At 67.0% G+C, this 20,782-nt stretch carries 19 protein-coding genes; 17 read left to right on the top strand and 2 right to left on the bottom strand.

Translation table 11 applies throughout. The annotated features are described in order from the left end of the window. Nucleotides 1-3: 3 nt before the first annotated feature. From J2X06_RS06935 to J2X06_RS06920, 4 genes are all read left to right on the top strand, one after another. Complete coding sequence (locus tag J2X06_RS06935) at nucleotides 4-1,401, top strand: PhoH family protein (protein WP_310060046.1); 1,398 nt, start codon at nucleotides 4-6, stop codon at nucleotides 1,399-1,401. A 106-nt stretch (nucleotides 1,402-1,507) separates the two neighbouring features. Continuing rightward, complete coding sequence (locus tag J2X06_RS06930) at nucleotides 1,508-2,188, top strand: YoaK family protein (RefSeq protein WP_310060043.1); 681 nt, start codon at nucleotides 1,508-1,510, stop codon at nucleotides 2,186-2,188. Between the two features lie 11 nt (nucleotides 2,189-2,199). After that, nucleotides 2,200-3,009, top strand: coding sequence for a bifunctional hydroxymethylpyrimidine kinase/phosphomethylpyrimidine kinase (gene thiD / locus J2X06_RS06925; protein WP_430539544.1), 810 nt, complete (start codon nucleotides 2,200-2,202; stop codon nucleotides 3,007-3,009). Next, on the top strand, nucleotides 3,002-3,844 hold the full coding sequence (locus tag J2X06_RS06920) for an alpha/beta hydrolase family protein (RefSeq protein ID WP_310060038.1): 843 nt from the start codon (nucleotides 3,002-3,004) through the stop codon (nucleotides 3,842-3,844). The genes thiD and J2X06_RS06920 overlap by 8 nt, the downstream gene beginning before the upstream one ends. A 48-nt stretch (nucleotides 3,845-3,892) precedes the next feature. Here J2X06_RS06920 and J2X06_RS06915 read toward each other — a convergent pair whose 3' ends face one another. Beyond that, a complete protein-coding gene (locus tag J2X06_RS06915; protein ID WP_310060035.1) occupies nucleotides 3,893-4,432 on the bottom strand; it encodes an AraC family transcriptional regulator in 540 nt (179 codons plus the stop codon). 357 nt (nucleotides 4,433-4,789) lie between these two features. On the opposite strand from J2X06_RS06915, the gene J2X06_RS06910 reads away from it, so the two are divergent. Both J2X06_RS06910 and J2X06_RS06905 read left to right on the top strand, forming a co-directional pair. Beyond that, nucleotides 4,790-5,434 carry an isochorismatase family cysteine hydrolase gene (locus J2X06_RS06910; protein ID WP_310060033.1) on the top strand — a complete coding sequence of 215 codons (645 nt, stop codon included), beginning with the start codon at nucleotides 4,790-4,792 and terminating at the stop codon, nucleotides 5,432-5,434. Nucleotides 5,435-5,523: 89 nt separating this feature from the next. Beyond that, nucleotides 5,524-6,054, top strand: coding sequence for a hypothetical protein (locus tag J2X06_RS06905; RefSeq protein WP_310060030.1), 531 nt, complete (start codon nucleotides 5,524-5,526; stop codon nucleotides 6,052-6,054). Between the two features lie 9 nt (nucleotides 6,055-6,063). Here J2X06_RS06905 and galE read toward each other — a convergent pair whose 3' ends face one another. After that, on the bottom strand, nucleotides 6,064-7,137 hold the full coding sequence (gene galE, locus J2X06_RS06900) for a UDP-glucose 4-epimerase GalE (RefSeq protein WP_310060027.1): 1,074 nt from the start codon (nucleotides 7,135-7,137) through the stop codon (nucleotides 6,064-6,066). A gap of 185 nt (nucleotides 7,138-7,322) precedes the next feature. Here galE and J2X06_RS06895 point away from each other — a divergent pair, with 185 nt between their 5' ends. The 11 genes from J2X06_RS06895 to asnB all read left to right on the top strand — a co-directional run bounded on the left by J2X06_RS06895 (nucleotide 7,323) and on the right by asnB (nucleotide 20,782). Continuing rightward, nucleotides 7,323-8,612 (top strand): nucleotide sugar dehydrogenase, encoded by a 1,290-nt coding sequence (locus J2X06_RS06895; RefSeq protein ID WP_310060023.1) that lies wholly within the window; start codon nucleotides 7,323-7,325, stop codon nucleotides 8,610-8,612. 11 nt (nucleotides 8,613-8,623) lie between these two features. Further along, entirely contained in the window at nucleotides 8,624-9,631 is a 1,008-nt protein-coding gene (locus J2X06_RS06890) for an NAD-dependent epimerase (protein WP_310060020.1), read from the top strand. A gap of 116 nt (nucleotides 9,632-9,747) precedes the next feature. Then, nucleotides 9,748-10,368, top strand: coding sequence for an XrtA/PEP-CTERM system exopolysaccharide export protein (locus tag J2X06_RS06885; protein WP_310060018.1), 621 nt, complete (start codon nucleotides 9,748-9,750; stop codon nucleotides 10,366-10,368). Then, a complete protein-coding gene (locus tag J2X06_RS06880; protein WP_310060015.1) occupies nucleotides 10,365-11,939 on the top strand; it encodes an XrtA system polysaccharide chain length determinant in 1,575 nt (524 codons plus the stop codon). The genes J2X06_RS06885 and J2X06_RS06880 overlap by 4 nt, the downstream gene beginning before the upstream one ends. Next, nucleotides 11,936-12,676 (top strand): polysaccharide biosynthesis protein, encoded by a 741-nt coding sequence (locus J2X06_RS06875; protein ID WP_310060013.1) that lies wholly within the window; start codon nucleotides 11,936-11,938, stop codon nucleotides 12,674-12,676. Before J2X06_RS06880 ends, J2X06_RS06875 begins: the two co-directional genes overlap by 4 nt. A 10-nt stretch (nucleotides 12,677-12,686) precedes the next feature. Next, nucleotides 12,687-14,030, top strand: a complete 1,344-nt coding sequence (locus tag J2X06_RS06870) for an outer membrane beta-barrel protein (RefSeq protein ID WP_310060009.1) — start codon at nucleotides 12,687-12,689, stop codon at nucleotides 14,028-14,030. A 105-nt stretch (nucleotides 14,031-14,135) separates the two neighbouring features. Then, nucleotides 14,136-15,326, top strand: a complete 1,191-nt coding sequence (locus J2X06_RS06865; protein ID WP_310060006.1) for a glycosyltransferase family 2 protein — start codon at nucleotides 14,136-14,138, stop codon at nucleotides 15,324-15,326. Then, on the top strand, nucleotides 15,323-16,552 hold the full coding sequence (locus tag J2X06_RS06860; RefSeq protein WP_310060004.1) for a glycosyltransferase: 1,230 nt from the start codon (nucleotides 15,323-15,325) through the stop codon (nucleotides 16,550-16,552). The genes J2X06_RS06865 and J2X06_RS06860 overlap by 4 nt, the downstream gene beginning before the upstream one ends. Then, nucleotides 16,542-17,720, top strand: a complete 1,179-nt coding sequence (locus tag J2X06_RS06855) for a glycosyltransferase (RefSeq protein ID WP_310060002.1) — start codon at nucleotides 16,542-16,544, stop codon at nucleotides 17,718-17,720. The genes J2X06_RS06860 and J2X06_RS06855 overlap by 11 nt, the downstream gene beginning before the upstream one ends. Continuing rightward, complete coding sequence (locus J2X06_RS06850) at nucleotides 17,717-18,901, top strand: glycosyltransferase (RefSeq protein ID WP_310060000.1); 1,185 nt, start codon at nucleotides 17,717-17,719, stop codon at nucleotides 18,899-18,901. The genes J2X06_RS06855 and J2X06_RS06850 overlap by 4 nt, the downstream gene beginning before the upstream one ends. A gap of 3 nt (nucleotides 18,902-18,904) precedes the next feature. Further along, the gene (asnB, locus tag J2X06_RS06845) at nucleotides 18,905-20,782 is read left to right on the top strand and encodes an asparagine synthase (glutamine-hydrolyzing) (RefSeq protein ID WP_310059998.1); all 1,878 of its coding nucleotides are present in this window, start codon (nucleotides 18,905-18,907) and stop codon (nucleotides 20,780-20,782) included.

The following is a 20,782-nucleotide window of genomic DNA, read 5'->3' as shown; positions in this document are numbered from 1 at the left end:
TAGATGACCAGAAGCAAGCGGATCTACGTGCTAGATACCAACGTCCTGATGCACGACCCGACCGCGCTGTTCAAATTCGAGGAACACGACGTCTTCCTGCCGATGCAGGTCATCGAGGAACTCGACAACGCCAAGAAAGGCACGTCCGAAGCCAGTCGCAACGCCCGCCAGGTCAGCCGCTTTCTCAATGAACTGATCGAGGTCGATGGCACCTCCAGGATCCACGACGGCATCACCCTCGCCCGTCCGCAGGGGCTGCAACTGCGCGGCGAGCAGAGCATCGGCAAGCTGCGCTTCCAGACGCGCGACTTCGACTCCGGCAAGCGCTTCGGCGCGGTGATCCCGGACAACCACATCCTCGGCTCGATCCTGTCGCTGAAGGAAACCGACCCCGGCGTGCCGGTGGTGTTCGTTTCCAAGGACATCAACCTGCGCATCAAGGCATCGATCGCGGGGATCGTGTCGGAGGACTACGAGAACGACCGCGCGCTCGACGACTTCAGCCTGCTCTACAGCGGTGCCACCGCACTGCCGGAGGATTTCTGGCAGCGCCACGGCAAGGACCTGAAGTCCTGGACCGAAAAGGGCCGCACCTTCTACGAGATCGCGCGCCACGAGGACGACGACTGGCATCCGAACCAGTTCCTGTACATGCCCGGCGACGACGAATCCGAGCTCAAGGTCGCTCGGCTCACCGACAGCCGCGTGACGTTGCAGATCGTCGACGACTACCGCCACAACCAGCATGCCGTGTGGGGCATCACCGCGCGCAACCGCGAGCAGAATTTCGCGCTCAACGCTCTGATGGATCCAGAGATCGACTTCGTCAGCCTGCTCGGCACCGCAGGCAGCGGCAAGACGCTGCTGGCGCTGGCGGCGGGCCTGGCCCAGACCATGGACCAGCAGCGCTATCGCGAGATCATCATGACCCGCGCCACCGTCAGCGTCGGCGAGGACATCGGCTTCCTGCCCGGCACCGAAGAGGAAAAGATGACGCCGTGGATGGGCGCGCTGACCGACAACCTGGAAGTGCTCACCCACAACCAGGACGGCGGCAGCTGGGGCCGCGCGGCGACCAACGACCTGCTCGCCAGCCGCATCAAGATCCGCTCGCTCAACTTCATGCGCGGCCGCACCTTCCTCAACCGCTGGCTGATCCTGGACGAGGCGCAGAACCTCACGCCCAAGCAGATGAAGACGCTGATCACGCGCGCCGGCCCCGGCACCAAGATCGTGTGCCTGGGCAACGTCGAGCAGATCGACACGCCCTACCTCACCGAAACCACCTCCGGCCTGACCTACGCGGTGGACCGGTTCAAGAACTGGGACCACAGCGGCCACGTCACGCTGCGTCGCGGCGAGCGCTCGCGCCTGGCCGATTACGCGTCGGAAGTGCTGTAACGCTGGAAGCCGTTTGCTCCGCCCGGACTTCGGTCCGGGCCGGAGTCGCAAAGGGACGTACTGATGACCGCCCCGCTGGCGGTTGCCATGCCATGAGGGGACCGCCGTGATATCGCGATTGCCGACCTGGGTCTGGAGCGGTGCCGCCAGCCTGGCCGTGGTCGCGGGCATGGTCAACGTGGTCGGCTATCTCGGCTTCGAGCACCAGGCGGTCACCCACCTGACCGGCACCACCAGCCTGCTCGGCGCGAGCATCGCCCAAGGGCAGTCGCGCGCTTCTTTTCACCTGCTGGTGATGATCCTGGCCTTCGTCGGCGGCGCGGCCTTGAGCGGCATGCTCATCCAGGACAGCACCTTGCGGCTCGGGCGACGCTATGGCGTCGCGCTGGCGATCGAAGCCGTGTTGCTCGCCTTCTCCGTGCCGTTGTTCGAACGTCAGCAGATCGCCGGTGCGGCGTTGGCCGCGATGGCCTGTGGTTTGCAGAACGCGATGACGGCCACCTATAGCGGCGCACTGGTGCGAACTTCGCACCTGACCGGAATGTTCACCGACCTGGGCGTGTTCCTGGGCCACCGCCTGCGTGGCATGGCCGTGGACCAGCGCCGGTTGTGGTTGTGCACGCTGATCATCTGCGGGTTCCTGCTCGGTGGGGTGATCGGCGCGTTGCTGTTTCCGCATTACGGATACCGGACGCTTTATCTGCCCGCGGTCCTGACCGGCAGCACCGGCATCGCCTATTTCGGCTATCGCATGTGGAGGGGCCCGGCGGGCACACTGTCGTCATGACCGACATGCCGCTGGCCAATATTGCCCCCCTGTCCGCCCTGACCATCGCCGGCTCCGACTCCGGCGGCGGCGCCGGCATCCAGGCCGACCTGAAGACCTTCGCCGCGCATCGCGTGCACGGACTCAGCGCGATCGCCGCGCTCACCGCGCAGCACACGCGCGGCGTGACGGCGGTGAACGTGCCCGACGTGGGCTTCCTGCGCGCGCAGATCGACGCCTGCTTCGACGATTTCGACATCGGCGCGGTCAAGCTGGGCATGCTGGCCAACGCCGAGGTCATCGAAGCCGTGGCGGAGGCGATCGAACATCACCGTCCCGCGCACGTCGTGCTCGATCCGGTGATGGTGTCGACCTCGGGCGCGCGCCTGCTGGAAACCAGCGCACTCGATGCGATGCGCGGCCGACTGATGCCGCTGGCGACGCTGATCACGCCCAACCTGCCCGAGGCAGAGCTGCTGCTGGACCGCCCGATTGCCGATGTCGCGGCGATGCACGAAGCCATCGATGGACTGCGTCGCCTCGGTGCGCGTGGCGTGCTGCTCAAGGGCGGCCACATGCCCGGCAGCGGCGACATCGTCGACCTGTTCGCCGAGGGTTCCCGGGTGACGACCATCGCCCATCCCCGCCTGCAACTGGAAGCGCACGGCACCGGCTGCACGCTGGCCTCGGCCGTGGCCGCCAACCTGTGCCTCGGCCGTTCACTTCAGAGCAGTTGCATGGTGGCCGCCGACTACGTGCATGCCGCGTTGCGCGGTGGCTATCGTCCGGGTCGCAGCAACATCGTCGTGCTCGATCACCTTGGTGCGGCTGCGCATGTCTGACGCCGTGCAATCCCTCGAACTCGAAGTCGCGGCCGACGACGGCCACCGCTGGCACGTGCTCGCGCGCATCCCGGCCGCACCCGCCGCCAGCCTGCTGTGGCTGCCGGCGCTCGGCATCGCCGCCAAGCATTACCTGCCCTTCGCCGAAGCATTGGCGGCGCGGGGGATCGCGGTATTCATCCACGAATGGCGCGGTCACGGCTCAAGCAACCTGCGCGCCGACCGCCGCCACAACTGGGGCTATCGCGAGCTGCTGACCCACGACCTGCCTGCCAGCGAAACGCTGATCGAAAAGCACGTTCCCGGATTGCCGGGCATCGTCGGCGGGCACAGCCTCGGTGGACAGATCGCGTGTTGCCGCCTCGCCCTGTCCCCCAACTCGGCCGGACGACTGTGGCTGGTGGCCAGCGGCTCGCCCTACTGGCGCGTGTTCCCGATGCCGAACAAGCTCTGGCTGCCACTGGCTTACCGTTTCCTGCCTTGGCTGGCGCGAGTCGAAGGCGCCCTGCCCGGTCGGCGCATCGGATTTGGCGGAAAGGAAGCCCGCGGACTGATCGAGGACTGGAGCCGCAGCGGCCTCAGCGGGCGCTACGCGGCCGCCGGCCTGGACATCGACCTGGAGGCGGCGTTGGGCGCCCTGGTGGTCGACACTCACGCCATCGCCTTCGACCGCGACTGGCTCGGACCGGAGTCCTCGCTGAACTTCCTGCTGGCGAAGATGCGCCACGCACCGCGTCGCGTGGAGGTCTTTCACGAGTCGCGGCTTGGCGCCCGTGCGGACCATTACACCTGGATGAAGCAGCCGCAGGCGGTGGTTTCGAGCCTGCTCGGCTGACCTGCGCAGGCGCTTTGTTCAAATCGCGATCGCGGGAAGCATCGTTTCTTACGAGAGAACCGGTTTTGCGCAACGCGCGCACGAACGCGCATAGGCACGCGGACTCATGCCGATGTTGCGACGGAAGGTGCGGGTGAAATGACTCTGGTCGAAGAAGCCGAGTTCGGCGGCGATGTCGGCGATCTTGCTTTCGCCTTCTTCAAGCAGGCTCCGGGCGCGCTGGATGCGCACGTGCAGCAGGAACGTCATCGGGCTGCATCCGGTGCTCTGGCGGAAACGCCGGGCGAAATGGAAGCGGCTCATGCAGGCCACTCGAGCCAGCGCTTCCAGGCTGATGCTTTCGCCGATGTGGGCGAGCATGTAGTCGCGGATGCGGGCCACGGTCCCAAGCGGCAGCCCGCGTCCCCAGCGTAGGGCGGTGCCGACCTCATCCGGCACATCGTCACGCGGCGCCTTGTCGTGCAGCGCATCGCGCGCTTCGGTCGGCGCAGTCCAGGAAGCGTCGATCATGGAAACCTCGATCATGTCCATCGCAGCCTCCTCGTAAGCGAGCGGCGCGTGTGCGCCCGATCGTTCCTTGATGGTCACCTCGCGCTTCCAGCCTCGGCGTTTGTTGCCACTGCAGTGAACACCGCAAAGCCGGTGCTGCCACTGCCTCCATCGGGTGATTGCCAGTCCCACTCGGGTCTTCGCTTCGAACCAGGAAGCGCAGTCAGGACGCTCTCCCGCCTGCGACAAGACCTCCCACTCGGCATCGACTGAATACGCGCAGCACCCGGCAGGATCATCGCCAAGCGCACGCGAGATCCGCGTGAGCAACAAGTGGCGGGTCGTCCGGCGTGATCGCCGCGCGACGAGCCGGCCGCACTGGCGTACAAGACCGCCGCCGTCGACGGCCGGACGATCGGGGCGCATCTCCCGCCGATGCATGCCGCCGGAGTTCCCATGTCAGCCATCCCCCTTCCCGCCTATCCCCCCGGCCATACCGCGCTGCTGTTCGTCGACCCCTACAACGACTTCCTGGCCGAGGGCGGCAAGCTGTGGCCGCGTGTCGCGCAGGTCGCACAATCAGTGGGGCTGCACGACAACCTCAAGCGGATCCTGGCCCGCGTGCGTGCGGCGGCGCTGCCGGTGTTCATCGTGCCGCACCATCGCGCCGAACCGGACGACTTCACCGGCTGGGACCATCCGACGCCCTACCAGCTCGGCGCTGCCAGGGCCCAGGTGTTCGCGAGGGGCAGCTGGGGCGGAGAATGGTTTCCCGACTACGCGCCGCGGCCTGGCGACGTGATCGTCAAGGAACACTGGGGCGGCAGTGGCTTCGCCAATACCGACCTGGACTTGCTGCTCAAGCAGCGCCGCGTCAGCCACGTGATCCTGGTCGGCCTGATCGCCAACACCTGCATCGAGTCCACCGGCCGCTTCGCGAGCGAACTGGGCTATCACGTCACGCTGGTGCGCGACGCCACCGCCGCCTTCAGCGCCGAGGCGATGCACGCGGCGCACGACATCAACGCGCCGGCATTCGCCCATGCGGTGCTGACCACCGACCAGTTGCTGGAGGCGCTGGGCGATGTGAAGGCCGCGTGACCGCTGGCGGCCCCCGAATACGTTCCCCCCTTGGCACGGACCATTTCATCGGCCCTTCGAACCGGACATCCGCACCGAGGAGCGCACCCATGCTGGGCATTACCCCTTTCGGGATGGTCCATACGGTCATCAGCCTGGTCGCGGTAGCCGCGGGCGTGGTCGGCCTGATCCGCTACGGCGAGATCAACTCCCGGATCACGTCGGGCCGCATCTATCTGATCATGACGATCCTGACCTGCCTGACCGGCTTCTTCATCTTCCAGCACGGGGGCTTCGGCAAGCCACATGCGCTGGGCATCCTGACCCTGCTGGTGATGGCCATCGCGTTCAGCGCCGAACGGGGGAACTGGTTCGGCCGGCTGTCCGCCTATGTGTCGGTGGTCGGCTACTCGATGACGCTGTTCTTCCACATGATCCCGGCCATCACCGAAACCGCCACGCGCGTGCCACCCTCCCAGCCGCTGGCGGCCGGGCCGGAGGCCCAGGTCGTCCAGGCGTCCGTGGGCCTGGCGTTCCTCGTATTCCTGATCATCGCGGCGCTGCAGGTCAGGCGCGTGCTGCTGGCCCGGCGCATTCCGCCTACCGCCACCCGGGGACCGGTCAAACCCGTCGCCAGATGACGGCCGATATCACGCCTGCGCGATGCCCCGGCGACGATGACGGATCCCGGGAATCCGGCGAATGCGTTCGAGGGCGCGGTAACCGTCCGGGTTCGTCGTCTGCCAGTGCCAGGCATCGCGGCACATGGCCTCCAGGTCGAGCTCGGCTCGCCAACCCAGCACCGCCTGGGCCAGTGACGGGTCGGCGTACATGGCCGCCACGTCGCCGGGCCGGCGACCGACGATGTCGTACGGAATTTCGCGACCCGATGCCCGCTCGAATGCGCGCACCAGCTCCAGCACGCTCACGCCGCGGCCGGTGCCCAGGTTGACGGTGAGGTTGCGACCGGTATCGGCCAGGTACTCCAGCGCATCGGCATGCGCGCGCGCCAGGTCGAGGACGTGCAGGTAATCGCGCACGCCCGTGCCGTCCACCGTCGGATAGTCGTTGCCGAAGATGCTCAGGCGCTCGTGCCGCCCCACCGCCACCTGGCAGATGTAGGGCATCAGGTTGTTCGGGATGCCGGAGGGATCCTCGCCGATCATGCCGGAAGGATGCGCGCCCACCGGATTGAAGTAGCGCAGACAGGCCGCGTTGAACATCGGATCGGCGGCGCACAGGTCGCCGATCATCTGCTCGGTCATCAGTTTGGTGCGCCCGTAGGGATTGCAGGGCTGCAGCGGGGCGCTCTCGTCCAGTGGAACCCGCTGCGGGTCGCCATATACGGTGGCCGACGAACTGAATACCAGCCGGCGCACCTTGGCGCGGTTCATGGCCTGCAACAGCGCGGCGCTGCCGCCGACGTTGTTGTCGTAGTAGTCCAACGGCCGCTCGCACGACTCGCCTACCGCCTTGGATGCGGCGAAATGCATCACGGCATCGAAACGATAGGTCTCCAGCAGCGACGACAACGCGTCGCGGTCACGCAGATCCAGCCGGTGCGATGCGATCACCTTGTGGGTCAGGCGGCTCAGGCGCTGCAGAACCAACGGCGAGCTGTTGCTGAAGTTGTCCGCGATGACGATCTGATGACCGCGTTCGGCCAGCACCACGCATGTGTGGCCGCCGATATAGCCTGCACCTCCGGTCACCAGGATACGCATCGGACTCTCCGTTGTTCGCCTTCGACAGTCACAACGCAGAAACCACCGCTTGCCGGTAATCGCGGCGTTCTGCGTTCTGATTTCGTACAGGGGACTGCGTTCCGGTGTCCGGCCATGTCCGCCTTCGGGCACGCATCGCGTGCTCTGACCTCGAAGCATCCCCCCAGACCGGAGAACGTGACGCGATGACCGCCCCGCTGCCTTCCATGGATCGGATCAGGATTGCGGTGATCGGCCTGGGCTATGTCGGGCTTCCCCTGGCCGTCGCATTCGGTCGCCACTTCCCGACATTGGGGTTCGACATCAATGCTGAACGCGTGGCCGAACTCGGCCGCCATCACGACCACACGCTCGAAGTCTCGTCCGAGGAACTGCGCGCGGCCACGATGCTCACCTGCTCCAGCCATGCCGAGACGCTGGCGGACTGCAACGTATTCATCGTCACCGTGCCGACCCCTATCGACGAGTTCAAGCGCCCCGACCTGCGCCCGCTGGAATCGGCAAGCCGCACCGTCGGGCGCGCAATCGCGCCGGGCGGCGTCGTGGTCTACGAGTCCACGGTCTATCCGGGCGCCACCGAAGAGGTGTGCGTCCCGATCATCGAACGCGAATCCGGCCTTCGTTACAACGCGGACTTCTACGCCGGTTACAGCCCCGAGCGGATCAACCCCGGCGACCACGAGCACCGGCTCGAAACCATCCAGAAGGTGACGTCCGGATCGACGCCCGAGGCGGCCGATTTCGTCGACGCGCTGTATCGGCGCATCGTCACGGCGGGCACGCACAAGACCTCCAGCATCCGCGTCGCCGAAGCGGCCAAGGTGATCGAGAACATCCAGCGCGACGTCAACATCGCGCTGATCAACGAGCTGGCGATGATCTTCCACCGGCTCGACATGGACACGCATGAAGTCCTGCGCGCGGCCGGCACCAAGTGGAATTTCCTGCCGTTCCGCCCGGGTCTGGTCGGCGGTCACTGCATCGGCGTGGACCCCTATTACCTGACCCACAAGGCGCAGCAGATCGGCCATCACGCCGACATGATCCTCGCCGGCCGGCGAATCAACGATGGCATGGGCGGATATGTCGCCCGCCGCCTGGTGCGGCTGATGTCCAAGTGCAACGGCAAGGCCGCGCCCAAGCGCGTGCTGGTGCTCGGACTGGCGTTCAAGGAAAACTGCCCGGATCTGCGCAACACCAAGGTGGTGGACATCGTCAATGAGCTGCGCGGTTTCAACGCCAAGGTGGACGTGCACGACCCCTGGGTCAGCGCCGAGCATGCGCATGCCGAATACGGCATCGACCTGGTGGCCGACCCCGTTCCGGGCCAGTACGACGCGGTCATCCTTGCCGTCGCCCACCGCGAGTTCGTCGAACTTGGCATCGACGGCATCCGCGCGTTCGGCACGCCGGACGCGGTGTTGTTCGACGTGAAGGGCGCTTTCCCCCGCGCCAGCGTCGACGGCTGTCTGTAGGGGCCGGAAGCATGCGCGTACTTGTCACGGGAGCCGCCGGCTTCATCGGATCGCGCCTCAGCGAACGCCTGCTCGAACGCGGCGACGAAGTGCTGGGTTACGACAACCTCAACGCCTACTACGACCCCCGGCTGAAAGCGGCGCGGCTGGACCGGCTGCTGCCGCACGCCGGCTTCACCTTCGTGCGGGCGGCGCTGGAGGATCGACCGGCACTGGATGCCGCGTTCGCGCAGTTCGCCCCCCAGCGCGTCGTCAATCTGGCCGCGCAGGCCGGCGTGCGCTACTCGCTGGAAAACCCCCACGCCTACATCGACAGCAACATCGTCGGTTTCATGAACGTGCTCGAGGCCTGCCGTCATCGCGGCGTCGAGCACCTGGTCTACGCCTCGTCCAGCTCGGTGTACGGCGCCAACCGCAAGCTGCCGTTCGACGTGGCCGACAGCGTCGACCACCCGGTCAGCATGTACGCGGCGACCAAGAAGGCCAACGAGCTGATGGCGCACACCTACAGCCACCTGTTCGCGCTGCCGACCACGGGCCTGCGTTTTTTCACGGTCTATGGTCCATGGGGCCGCCCGGACATGGCGCTGTTCCTGTTCACGCGCCGCATCCTGTCCGGCGAGCCGCTGGATGTCTTCAACCACGGCCACCACACGCGCGACTTCACCTACATCGACGACATCGTCGAAGGCGTGATCCGCACGCTCGACCGCATCCCCGGGCCGGACCCGGATTTCGATCCGCTGGCCCCCAACCCGGCCAGTTCCACGGCGCCGTACCGCGTCTACAACATCGGCAGTCACCGGCCGATCCAGTTGCTGCGATACATCGAGGTGCTGGAGGACTGCCTGGGCCGCAAGGCCGAACTGCGGATGCTGCCGCTGCAGCCTGGCGACGTGCCCGACACCTACGCCGACGTCCAGGCGCTGCAGCGCGACACCGGATACACGCCCTCCACACCGGTAGAGGTAGGAGTACGCAGGTTCGTGGAGTGGTATCGCGGCTTTTACGGGAGTTGATCCACGGGAGCTGAACGCCGTCCAACGTTGGCCCCGTAGTTGCATGGCTACGGCGTCCGGCTGGCCGGGTTACCCCGCCCCCCCCGTTCGCAACAGGGCTAGAAGGGAGAATCGCCATGCGCATCGTGTTCGCTTTGTGGGCTGTCTGTGTGTCATTGCTGCTGGCCGCGTGCGCGAGCTCCAGCGGTGCCCTATCCACCGCGCCCCCCGCCAATGTGCCGACCACGGCCTCGGCCTACCGCATCGGGGTCGACGACGTCGTCCAGGTGTCGGTGTGGCGCAGCCCCGAGCTGAGCATCACCGCTCCGGTGCGACCCGACGGCAACATCACCGTCCCGCTCGTCGGCGATGTGACAGCGGCCGGCCGGATGCCGGATGAGGTCGCCAAGGAAGTGCAGAGCAAGCTCGCCACCTACGTCCGCGAGCCCCAGGTCACGGTGATCCTCACCGAACTGCGCAGCCACGAGTACCTCTCCAGGGTGCGCGTCACCGGCGCCGTGCGGACCCCGGTGTCCATCCCGTATCGCCAGGGCATGACCGTGCTCGACGCGGTGCTGGCCGCCGGCGGCGTTACCGAGTTCGCGGCACCCGACCGCTCCGGTCTGTACCGCCGCAATGGGCAGGAAACCCAGAGCTACGCGGTCAAGCTCGACCGCATCCTCAACAGCGGCGACCTGGCGACCAACTATCCGGTGGCCCCGGGCGACGTGATCACCGTGCCTGAACGCGCCCTATGAATACAGCGCTAGTCGAATGGGTCGCCCCCGAGAGTCGCCTGCCGACGACGGCGACGCTGTTGCCCGTCGTCTTCGAGGAGACGCGTCGCCGTCCGGTGTTCCTCGCCGCGATCTTCGCGACGATCGCGCTGGGCGCGTTGTTCTTCGGTCTGACCCTGTCGAAGAACTACACCTCGTCCACCACGATCATGGTGGACGAGAACACCCTGGCGACCGGAAAGTCCCCGGCCAACGCCGAAGTCGTGGACCGGTCCGCGATCGCGCGCGAGGTGGCGTTCAGCCGCAAGGTGATGCGCGAGGTCCTGAAAGTCGGCGGCTGGATGGACAGCCATCCCAGTGCGCTGGAACAGGAACAGCTGATCAAGCAGATCGCCAACCGGACCGATATCAGCTCGTCCAAGCAGATGCCGAACCTGGTGCGGGTCAGTTACAGCGACAGCAGTCCGCTGCGCGCGTACCGCGTCGCCGGAAAGATCGGCGAAATGATCATCCAGGAAAGCCTGGCGGCCCGTGCCGCCCAGGCCAAGAGCGCCTACGAGTTCACCAGCGCGCAAGTGGCGCGCTACCACACCCGTCTGCGCGACGCCGAAGCCAAGCTGGCCGCCTTCCGCAAGGCCAACCCCGATGCGCGCGCGGGGTCGGACGACGACGTGATTCGCCGTATCGCCGAACTGCGACGCGCAGTCGACGACGCTCGGCTGGACCTGGCCGACGCGCAGGCAGCGCAAGGCGCATTGCGCTCGCAACTGTCGCGGCAAAGCCCACTGGGCGTGATGCAGAGCCGCGGCAGCATGATGCAGGTACAGATGGCCGAGCTGCAGGCCGAACGCGCGAAGTTGCTGCTGAGCTACACCGACCAGCATCCGGACGTGGTGCGCATCAATAGCCAGATCCGCGACCTGCAAAGTGGCGTGCGCAGCAGAGCGGCGGCGGAATCGACGCTGGTGGTGCCGCGCGGCGCGTCCGCAGGCACTGCATCGCTCAACCCCGTGTACGGCGACATTTCCACCCGCCTGGCCGATGCCAGCGGCCGCACCGCCGCTTCAAGCGAGCGGATCAAGCTCGGCAGGGAGTTGCTCGAGGAAGAGATGGCGCGCAGCGAGCGCGTCGCGTCCGCCAGCGGCGTGATGACCGAGCTGACCCGCGACTACGAGGTCAATCGCGATGTCTACAAGGAACTGCTCAAGCGCCGCGAGAACGCGCAAGTCGCAATGAGCATGGACACCGAGAAGCGCGGACTGACCTTCCGCGTGCTGGAACCGGCCGCCATTCCGTTGCAGCCCAGCGGCGGACTGCGCCTGGTGCACGTGGCCGGCATCGGTCTGTTCCTAGCGGTGATCGCGCCGCTGCTGTTCGTGTTCGGCCTGCTCAAGATGGACAATCGCGTGCGCTCACCGGCGCAGGTCGAGCAACTGGCCGGCCTGCCGGTGCTGGGCACGATTCCGATGCAAAACACCCAGCGCCGCCGCGAAGACTCCAAGCGCAAGCTCGGCATCGCATGCATCTTGATCCTGGTGGTGCCGCTGGCCTACGGGCTGGCCCTATCCGCTCGATGGATACTCGCCCAATGACCGCACCTCGCACGCTGTCCCACAACGACGAGCTCGAACGGCCCAAGCCCGACCACACCGTCAGCCCCGTGGTGGAGCGGCACACGCTGACGCCGGCGCAGTTGCAGGAGCGCTCGATCATCAGCAACAGCCTGGTGCCGCGCCCCGAGGTCAACGCGTTCCGCGACCTGCGCACGCGCCTGCAGGCCACCGCCGACGGCCACAATTTCGTCACGCTGGTGGCTGCGGTCAGTCCCGGCAGCGGCGCCAGCTACGTGTGCCGCAACCTCGCAGCCGCATTCGCCTTCCACGACACCCGCAGCGCGATGATCCTGGACTGCAATCCCTACCATCCCAGCCAGCACACGACGATGCATATCGATCCGGTGCGCGGCGGCCTGACCGATTACCTGCGCGACGCCGAGACCGATCTGGCCGACATCGTCTACGAGACCGGCGTGCCCAGGCTGCGCCTGATCCCGGCCGGCACTCCGGACGAGTTCGGCGGCGAGTACTTCTCCTCGTTTCGCATGCACCTGCTGCTGGACACGCTGCGCAACCGCTACCCGGCGCGATACCTGCTGCTGGACGGACCGCCGGTCAGTTCGGGCCCTGACGCCCGCATCCTGGCCGACCTGGCCGACATCGTCGTGCTGGTCGCAGGCTACGGCCGCGACAACCCTGCCGCGATCGCCCAGGCAGCGGCCAACTTCGACCCGAACAAATTCGCCGGTGTCGTATTCAACCAGGGCGTGTGAGGCCGATCTCATGACGAGCGCACGCAAGAGGGGGCAGTTCGATCGCTACTACCGTTTCGCGTCCAGGACGCCGCTGATTCTGGCACTGGTGGCGGCACTGCCGGGGACGGCGGGAGCGCTCGATCTCGAATACGACGTCGGCCTGTCGGTCGGATATGACGACAACCTGAGCCTGACCGAAGACAACGAGGTCAGCGACACCATCGTGACTCCCCTGTTGCGCTTCACGGCCGAACAGGACGGTCCACGGGTGAAGGTGCAGGCACGGGGCGATTTCCGCTACCCGATGTACCTGGACAACACCTTCGACGACCGCTTCCGCGGCAAGTTCGCCGGCAACGTCGACTGGTCGCTGTTGCCCGATCGCCTGGACTGGGTATTCCAGGACTACATGAGCCCACAACAGATCGACGAACTGGCCGCCTCCTCCCCCGACAACGAGCAGCAGGTCAATCTGTTCGTGACCGGCCCGACGCTGTATGCGCGCTTCGGCGCTGCGACGCGCGGACAGTTCGACCTACGCTATGGCAACAGCTACGCCGAGGAAAGCGATGAGTTCAACGGCGATCGCTACAGCGCTGCGGCCCGCGTTCTGCACGAGATCGATGCAACCTCCAAGATCAGCGGCAACCTGGAAGCAGCAGACATCAAGTACGACAGCGAAGGCGCGGCTTCCGATTACAAGCGCTACGACGCGTACGTCGGCTATGGGCGCAAGGGGCCCAAGCTCAGCTTCGACCTGGACCTGGGCTACACGCAACTGGACCGCGAGGCCAGCCCGGACCACGACGATGATCCGCTCGCGCGCGTGCGGGCCGACTGGCGCTTCTCGTCGCGCAGCCTGTTGCGCCTGACCGCGCGCTACCAGTTCACCGACGCCACCCAGAACCTGATCACTCCGACCTTCGATTTCGCCGACCGCGACATCGTCTACCTGTACTACCCCGACATCGTGGTCGACCCCGACGTCTATCGCGAACGCATGGCCAAGCTCGCCTATGAGTACACCAGCGAGCGGACCAGCCTGCGGCTGCAGCCGTACTACCGGCGTCTGCGCTACTTCGACGACGCGACGCTTAACCAGGACCAGAACCGCACCGGTGCCCTGCTCGATATCGACTACCGGTTGCGCCCGCTGTTGACCCTGTCGTTCGTGGCCGGTTACGAGGACCGCGACTACGACGACATCGACCGCGAGGACAAGAACACGACCTTCAACCTCGGCCTCGAGAACCAGTTCACGCGCCACTGGATCGGCCGCATTGACGCACGCTACCTGGAGCGCGACAGCAATGCCCCAGGCCGAAGCTACGAAGACAACGCCTACTTCATCACCGTGTTCTATCGCCGCTGACGACCCGCCCCATGCGCATGACCTCTGCCCTCCGACGTCGCTCCATACAGCCGGATCGGACCGGCAGCCGGCCGGTGCGGCAGTCTCCCGACCAGGGAGGCTGACATGGAGTCGATGCGTCCCGGCATCGTTTTGGTTGAGCTGGTGTTCTGGCTGAGCCTGCTCGCGCTGGTGTTCACCTACCTCGGCTACCCCGCGTTGATGACGGCGCTGGCGCGCCTGCGGCCGCGCCCCGTGCTGGCGCGTGCGCAGACGCCGCGGGTCGACGTGTTGCTGGTGGTGCACAACGCGGCGGCCCTGCTCGAGGACAAGCTGCACAACCTGCTGGCATTGGACTATCCAGCCGATCGCCTGCGCATCACCGTCGTCTGCGACGGTTGCGACGATGCCACCGAAGCGGCCGCCCGCCGAATCGCTGGCGAAGCAAGCCCGGAACGCATCCGCGTCCTCGCCCACCCGCAACGCCAGGGCAAGTCCGCTTGCATAGGCAGCGCCCTGGCTTCCCTGGATGCCGACCTCGTTTTGTTCACCGACGTGCGCCAGCGCATCGACACCGGTGCCGTGCGCGCACTGGCGGCCGCTTTCGCCGACGAACTCGTCGGAGCAGCCAGCGGCGAACTGGTCCTCGAATCGGCGCAGGGCTACGGCCGCGGCATCGACGCCTACTGGCGCTACGAGAAGGCGATCCGCCGCGTGGAGAGCGCCAGCGGTTCCCTGGTCGGCGTGACCGGAGCGCTGTATGCGGCGCGCCGCGCCGCGATCGGTGAAGTTCCGCCGGGCATCGTGCTCGACGACATGTGGATTCCGCTGCGCATCGCCGAGGCGGGATACCGCGTCGTGTTCGTTCCGCAGGCGCTGGCGTACGACCGCGCCGCCGCCGATCCGGCGACCGAGGAAGCCCGCAAGCGCCGCACGCTCAGCGGCAACTACCAATTGCTGCATCGCTGGCCGCATTTGGCCGTGCCAGGCGCGCATCCGCTGGCGTGGCGGCTGTGGGGACACAAGTGGTTGCGCCTGCTCGCGCCGTGGCTGTTGCTGCTGGCACTGCTCAGCAATGCGGCGCTCGCGGCTACCGCGGGGCGGTTCTACCTGATCGTGTTCATGCTGCAGTTGCTGGCGTATGCGCTGGCACTGCTCGGACGTGGCGTTCCCGCGCTGGCCCGGGCCTGGCTGCCGGCCCGTCTCGCCGCGGCGTTCCTCAGCCTCAATGCCAGCGCACTGCTCGGGCTTGCCGATTACCTGCGCAATCCCAATGCGCACCTTTGGCGGACCACGCCGCGCGGGGTGTCGCGATGAGCGAGCAAGTTCCGCTGCAGCGGGCCCTGTACGTCGTCTCGCAGTTCCCCTGCCTGTGCGAGACCTTCATCGTCCGCGAGATCTCCGCGCTGATCGCGCAGGGCGTCGATGTCCGCATCCTGTCGCTGAAGCCGCCGTCGCGCGATCCGATCCAGCGCGAGTCCGCCGCGCTGCTCGATCGTGCCCTGCATCCGCACCTGCTGCGCACGCTGACCCAATCGCTGACGGCCATCGCCCGCCATCCCGGAGTGGTGTTGGGTTCGCTGGCCGCCATCGTGGCCGACAGCTGGCGCCATCCGGTGGTGATGGTGAAGTCGCTGGTCGCGGTCTTTCGCGGCCTGGAGCACGTGTCGTGGCTGAAGGGATTCGACCCGCAGCTGATCCACGCCCACTGGGCGACCTATCCGACCACGGTCGCCTGGGTGCTGGGCCGCGTCCTCGACCGCCCGTTTGGGTTCACATGCCACGCCCACGACATCTTCATCGAGCGGCAGATGCTGGCGCGCAAGATCGACGATGCGGCACTGGCGGTCACCATCTCGCACTACAACGTCGACTGGTTGAGTCACCATGCCACGCCGAAGGCCGAGCACAAGCTCAAGGTCGTGCATTGCGGCGTCGACCTCGACAAGAACCCATGGCAGCCCAACGGCCGCGCCACCGCCACGATCCTCGCGGTGGGCCGGCTCGATCCGATCAAGGGTTTCGAGACGCTCATCGAGGCGCTGGGACTGTTGCGCCAGCGCGACGTTCGCTTCCACTGCCGCCTGATAGGCTCCGGCCCGATGGGCGACGAACTGCGCCAATTCGCCCACGACTGCGCCGTCACGGACATGATCGACTTTGCCGGCGCACAGACCCAGGACGTCGTGCGTGGCTCGATGAACTCCGCCACACTGTTCGTGCTGCCCTCGCAGGTCGCCGAAGACGGCAACCGCGACGGCATCCCGGTGGCGCTGATGGAAGCGATGGCTAGCGGCTGTCCGGTGGTGAGCACGCGCGTGTCCGGGATACCGGAACTGATCGAGGACAGCCGCGACGGCATCCTGGTATCCGAGCGCGATCCGGTGGCGCTGGCCGACGCCATCCAGCGCCTGCTGGAGGAACCCGAATTGCGGGCCCGGTTGGCCGCACGTGCCCGGGTCCGCATCGAGCATGCTTTCGATGCCCGCAAGGAAGCCACGCGCCTGCATGGCTACATGGCGGAGGTCGCCAATGGCCGTTAAACGCCTGCTGGTGGTGAGCGACGAGATGGAGGTTGGCGGCAGCCAGCGCCAGATCACGCATCTGCTTACGGGACTGGATCGCACACGTTGGCAGCCGGAGTTGCTGTACTTCCGCAATCCCTCGTTCCTGATCGGTGAAGTCGAAGACCTCGGGATCGCGGTGCGGCACCTGCCCAAGCAGGGCCGTTTCGATCCCGGTTTCGTCCTGCGCTATGCCGCGCTGTTGCGCAGCGGTCGCTACGACCTGGTGCACGCCTTTTCGTTGACCGCCGAGTTGTGGACGGCGGTGGCGCGGCTGCTGGTGCCGCATGCTCCACGGCAAGTCTCGTCCGTGCGCGGCTTGTACCTGAGCGAGTCGCCGCAGTTTTGGAAGCTCAAGCGTTTCGCTCTGTCGCGCAGCGATGCGGTCATCGCCAATGCCCTGGCCTGCGCGAAGGCGGCCTCCACCCACACCGGCATTGCGCTGGATCGCTTCGACGTCGTCGCCAACGGCGTCGACATCCCCGCGATGCTGGACGAGAACCAGCGCGCCGCATTACGCCACAGCATAGGCGTGCCGCACGGGCGTGCCTTCGGCCTGTTCGTCGGCAGGCTGGTGCGGGAAAAGAACCCGGCTTGCCTGGTGCGGGCGCTGGCGGGATTGTCCATGCAGTCGCGCCCCTGGCTCGCCATCGCCGGCGACGGCCCCCTGCGCGACGACCTGGGCATGATGGTCGCTACCTCGGGGCTGACCGCCGACGTCAGCTTCCTGGGTGAGCGTCGCGACGCCATCGCGCTGATGCAGGCCGCGGACTTCCTGGTGCTGCCGTCCTGCCAGGAAGGCATGTCCAATGCGGTGCTCGAGGCGATGGCCGTGGGATGCCCGGTGATCGCTTCGGCGGTCGGCGGCAACCGCGAGCTGGTCGAGGACCGGCGTACCGGCCTGCTGTTCGCCAACGACGATCACCATGCGCTGGGTGCCTGCCTGCGTCGCATGGGCACAGATCCCGCATTTCGTGCCCGCCTTTCCGCCGAAGCGCAAGACCAGGTCCATGCGCGCCACACCGTTCCGACGATGGTGGCCGACACCACCGCCATCTACGACCGTGTACTGCGTGGGACGGAACCGCGCGCGAGCCGCAATCGCGACGGCCTGCCGGGCCGTTCCGCCGTGGATGACCGGCCATGAACCGCGACGATACCAACGGCCATGCCCGCGTCCTGATGGTGATGGAGGGGCCGTATCCTCCCGACCGCGGCGGCGGCGCGGAAGCGCAGGTTCGCACGCTGACCCGGGCGATGCATCAGCGTGGCATTCACGTCGCTGTCGTAGCTCCCCTCGCCGAGCACGCCCCCCAGGCCGAGTTGGCCCACGTCGACGGCGTACCGGTGTTCCGACTGCGGTACCCGCGATTGCGCTTGATCGGCGGGCCCGCGCTGTGGCTGGCGCTGGCGCGGTTCCTGTACCGGCATCGCGACGACTTCGATGTCTGGCACGTCCACGTCGCGCGACAATGGGGCGTGATCTGCGCCTGGCTGGGTCCGTGGCTGGGCAAGCGCGTGGTGATCAAGGTGTCCGGTTCGTGGGACCTGGATCGCGGCGCGCTGTCGCCGGACTCGGGATGGCGTGGCAAGCTGGTGCGACGCGTGTTGATGCGCGCAGACGCCTGGCAGGCCATCAGCCAACGCATCGCCGCCACTCTGCTTTCCCGCGGCGTGCCGCAGGCACGCATCGCGGCCATTCCCAACGCCGTCGATAGTGCGCGCTTCCTGCCGCCCGCTCGTCCGTCGCTGCATCCGCCGCGATTCCTGTTCATTGGCCGGCTGGTCCGGGAAAAAGGCTTGCCGACCCTGCTGGCCGCCTTCGCCGACATAGCACCGCGCCACCCCGAGGCCACGCTGACGATCGTCGGCACCGGATCGCAGCGCGCCAACCTCGAAGCCGACGTGCAGGCGTTGGGAATCGCCGAGCGTGTGACCTTCACCGGACACCGCACCGACATCGAGGACCTGCTGGCGCAGGCCACCATCGGCGTGTTGCCATCGCGCATGGAGGGGCTGTCCAACACGCTGCTGGAATGCATGGCTTCGGGTTTGCCCATGGTCGCCAGCCGGATCAGCGGCAATGAGGACTTCGTGCACCCCGGCGAGAACGGCTGGCTGTTCGAGGTCGGCGACCGCAACGGGCTGGCCGCCAGCCTGCTCGCAGCCGCCTCGCTCGATCCCGGGCAATGGCGCGCGATGAGCGAATCGGCGCGCGCCGCGGTGGTCCGCCAGGCCGGGCTGGACGGTGTGCTCAACAAACTGGTCGCTCTGTACGACGACGAACCTGCGCCGGTCGCCGCCGCGGTTCCCAACCGGAGCGTGTGAACCATGTGCGGAATCGCGGGAATGGTGGTGTCTGCCGGCCAACAGCCGCCATCGGAGTCGTTGGGGCGGCGCATGATAGAGGTGATCCGCCACCGCGGTCCCGACGACGACGGCCTGCACCGCGACGAACGCGCCATGCTCGGCATGCGAAGGCTGTCGATCATCGACGTCGCCGGCGGACACCAGCCGTTGTATGCCGCTGACGGACAGGTCTGCCTGGTGTTCAACGGCGAGATCTACAACTTCCGCGACCTGCGCCTGGAACTCGAACGTGAAGGCCACACCTTCCGCACGCAGGGCGATGGCGAAGTCATCCTTCACTGCTATCTGCGCCATGGCGCCGATGCTTTCGCGCGCCTGGACGGCATGTTCGCGATCGCCATCTGGGACCGGCGCACGGACGAGTTGCTGCTCGCGCGCGACCGCTTCGGCGAGAAACCGCTCTACTACACCAACAACCCCAGGCGCCTGCTGTTCGGCTCGGAGCTGAAGTCACTGCTGCAGTCGACCGACTGCCCGCGCGACGTCGCCCCCGATGCGCTGCGCGCCTTCCTGACCTATGGCTACGTGCCCTCGCCCGGCAGCATCTTCGCCGGCGTATCCAAGCTGCCGCCAGGACACTGGCTGCGTTGCCGCGATGGCCGCATCGACATTCACCGCTACTGGCGTCCCAGCCTGGAAAAGAAGACCTCGCTGTCCGAAGACGAGGCCACCGAGGAGCTGGCCGGCCTGCTCGACAGCGCCGTTTCCAGTCGCCTGGTATCGGACGTGCCGTTCGGTGCATTCCTCAGCGGCGGGCTCGACTCCAGCACGGTGGTGGCGCTGATGGCGCGACACCTGTCGCAGCCGGTCAAGACCTTCACCATCGGCTTCAAGGAAGAAGCCTTCAGCGAACTCGACGATGCGCGCCAGGTTGCGCGGCATCTGGGCACGGAGCACCACGAGTTGGTGGTGGAACCCGATGCGGTGTCGCTGCTGCACGAGTTGGCCTGGCATTTCGACGAGCCGTTCGCCGACTCCTCGGCGGTGCCGACGTTCCTCGTTTCACAACTGGCACGGCGCCACGTCAAGATGGTGCTGACCGGCGACGGCGGCGACGAGCTGTTCGGCGGTTATGACCGATACCTGCGGCTGTTGACGCTCGACCAGTTGGGTCTGCTCGGCCGTCCGGCCGCTGCGGCGCTGCGGGTGGCCGGCGCGCTGCTGCCCGATCCGCTTGGCGGCCGCCTGGGCCGCATCGGCGAGCGCCTGCAGTTGCCGCGCGAAGAGCGCTACCTGAGCGGCGTCGCGCTGATGCGAGCCGACACCGCCCGTGCCCTGCATCCCGACGCCGGCGGTGCGCGCCACTACCACCTGCCATGCCTGGACGAGGCCGATGCCGATTTGGGTGCGGGCCGCTCGTCGCTGGACCGCGCCGTGGCGATCGACCTTCAGAGTTACCTGCCCGACGACATCCTGGTGAAGCTCGACCGCATGGCGATGGCCAATTCGCTGGAGGGACGCTCGCCGTTCCTGCATCCGCAACTGGCACAGTTCGCGCTGAGCCTGCCGGAGTCGTTCCGGCTTCGTCACGGCCGAGGCAAATTCCTGTTGCGCCGCGTCGCCGAACGTTGGCTGCCGCAGCGTCCGCTCAGCAAGCCCAAACAGGGCTTCGCGATACCGTTGGCGCAATGGTTCCGCGGCCCGCTGCGCGAGATGGCGCACGACACGTTCACCAGCCGCGCCTTTCGCGAGCGCGGCCTGTGCGACCCGCGCGCCGCGTGCGCGCTGCTTGTCGAACACACCAGCGGTCGCGCCGACCGGCGCGAAGCGCTGTGGCAGGTGATCTGCCTGGAACTGTGGGCGCAGCGCTTCCTCGACGCCACGCCGCAAGGGGCCTGA

Origin of the sequence: Lysobacter niastensis, assembly GCF_031457115.1 — a bacterium.
In the GTDB taxonomy this organism is placed as follows: domain Bacteria; phylum Pseudomonadota; class Gammaproteobacteria; order Xanthomonadales; family Xanthomonadaceae; genus Lysobacter_J; species Lysobacter_J niastensis_A.
Note: the sequence above shows the minus strand (reverse complement) of the source record. Positions and strands in the feature narration are given on the sequence as shown.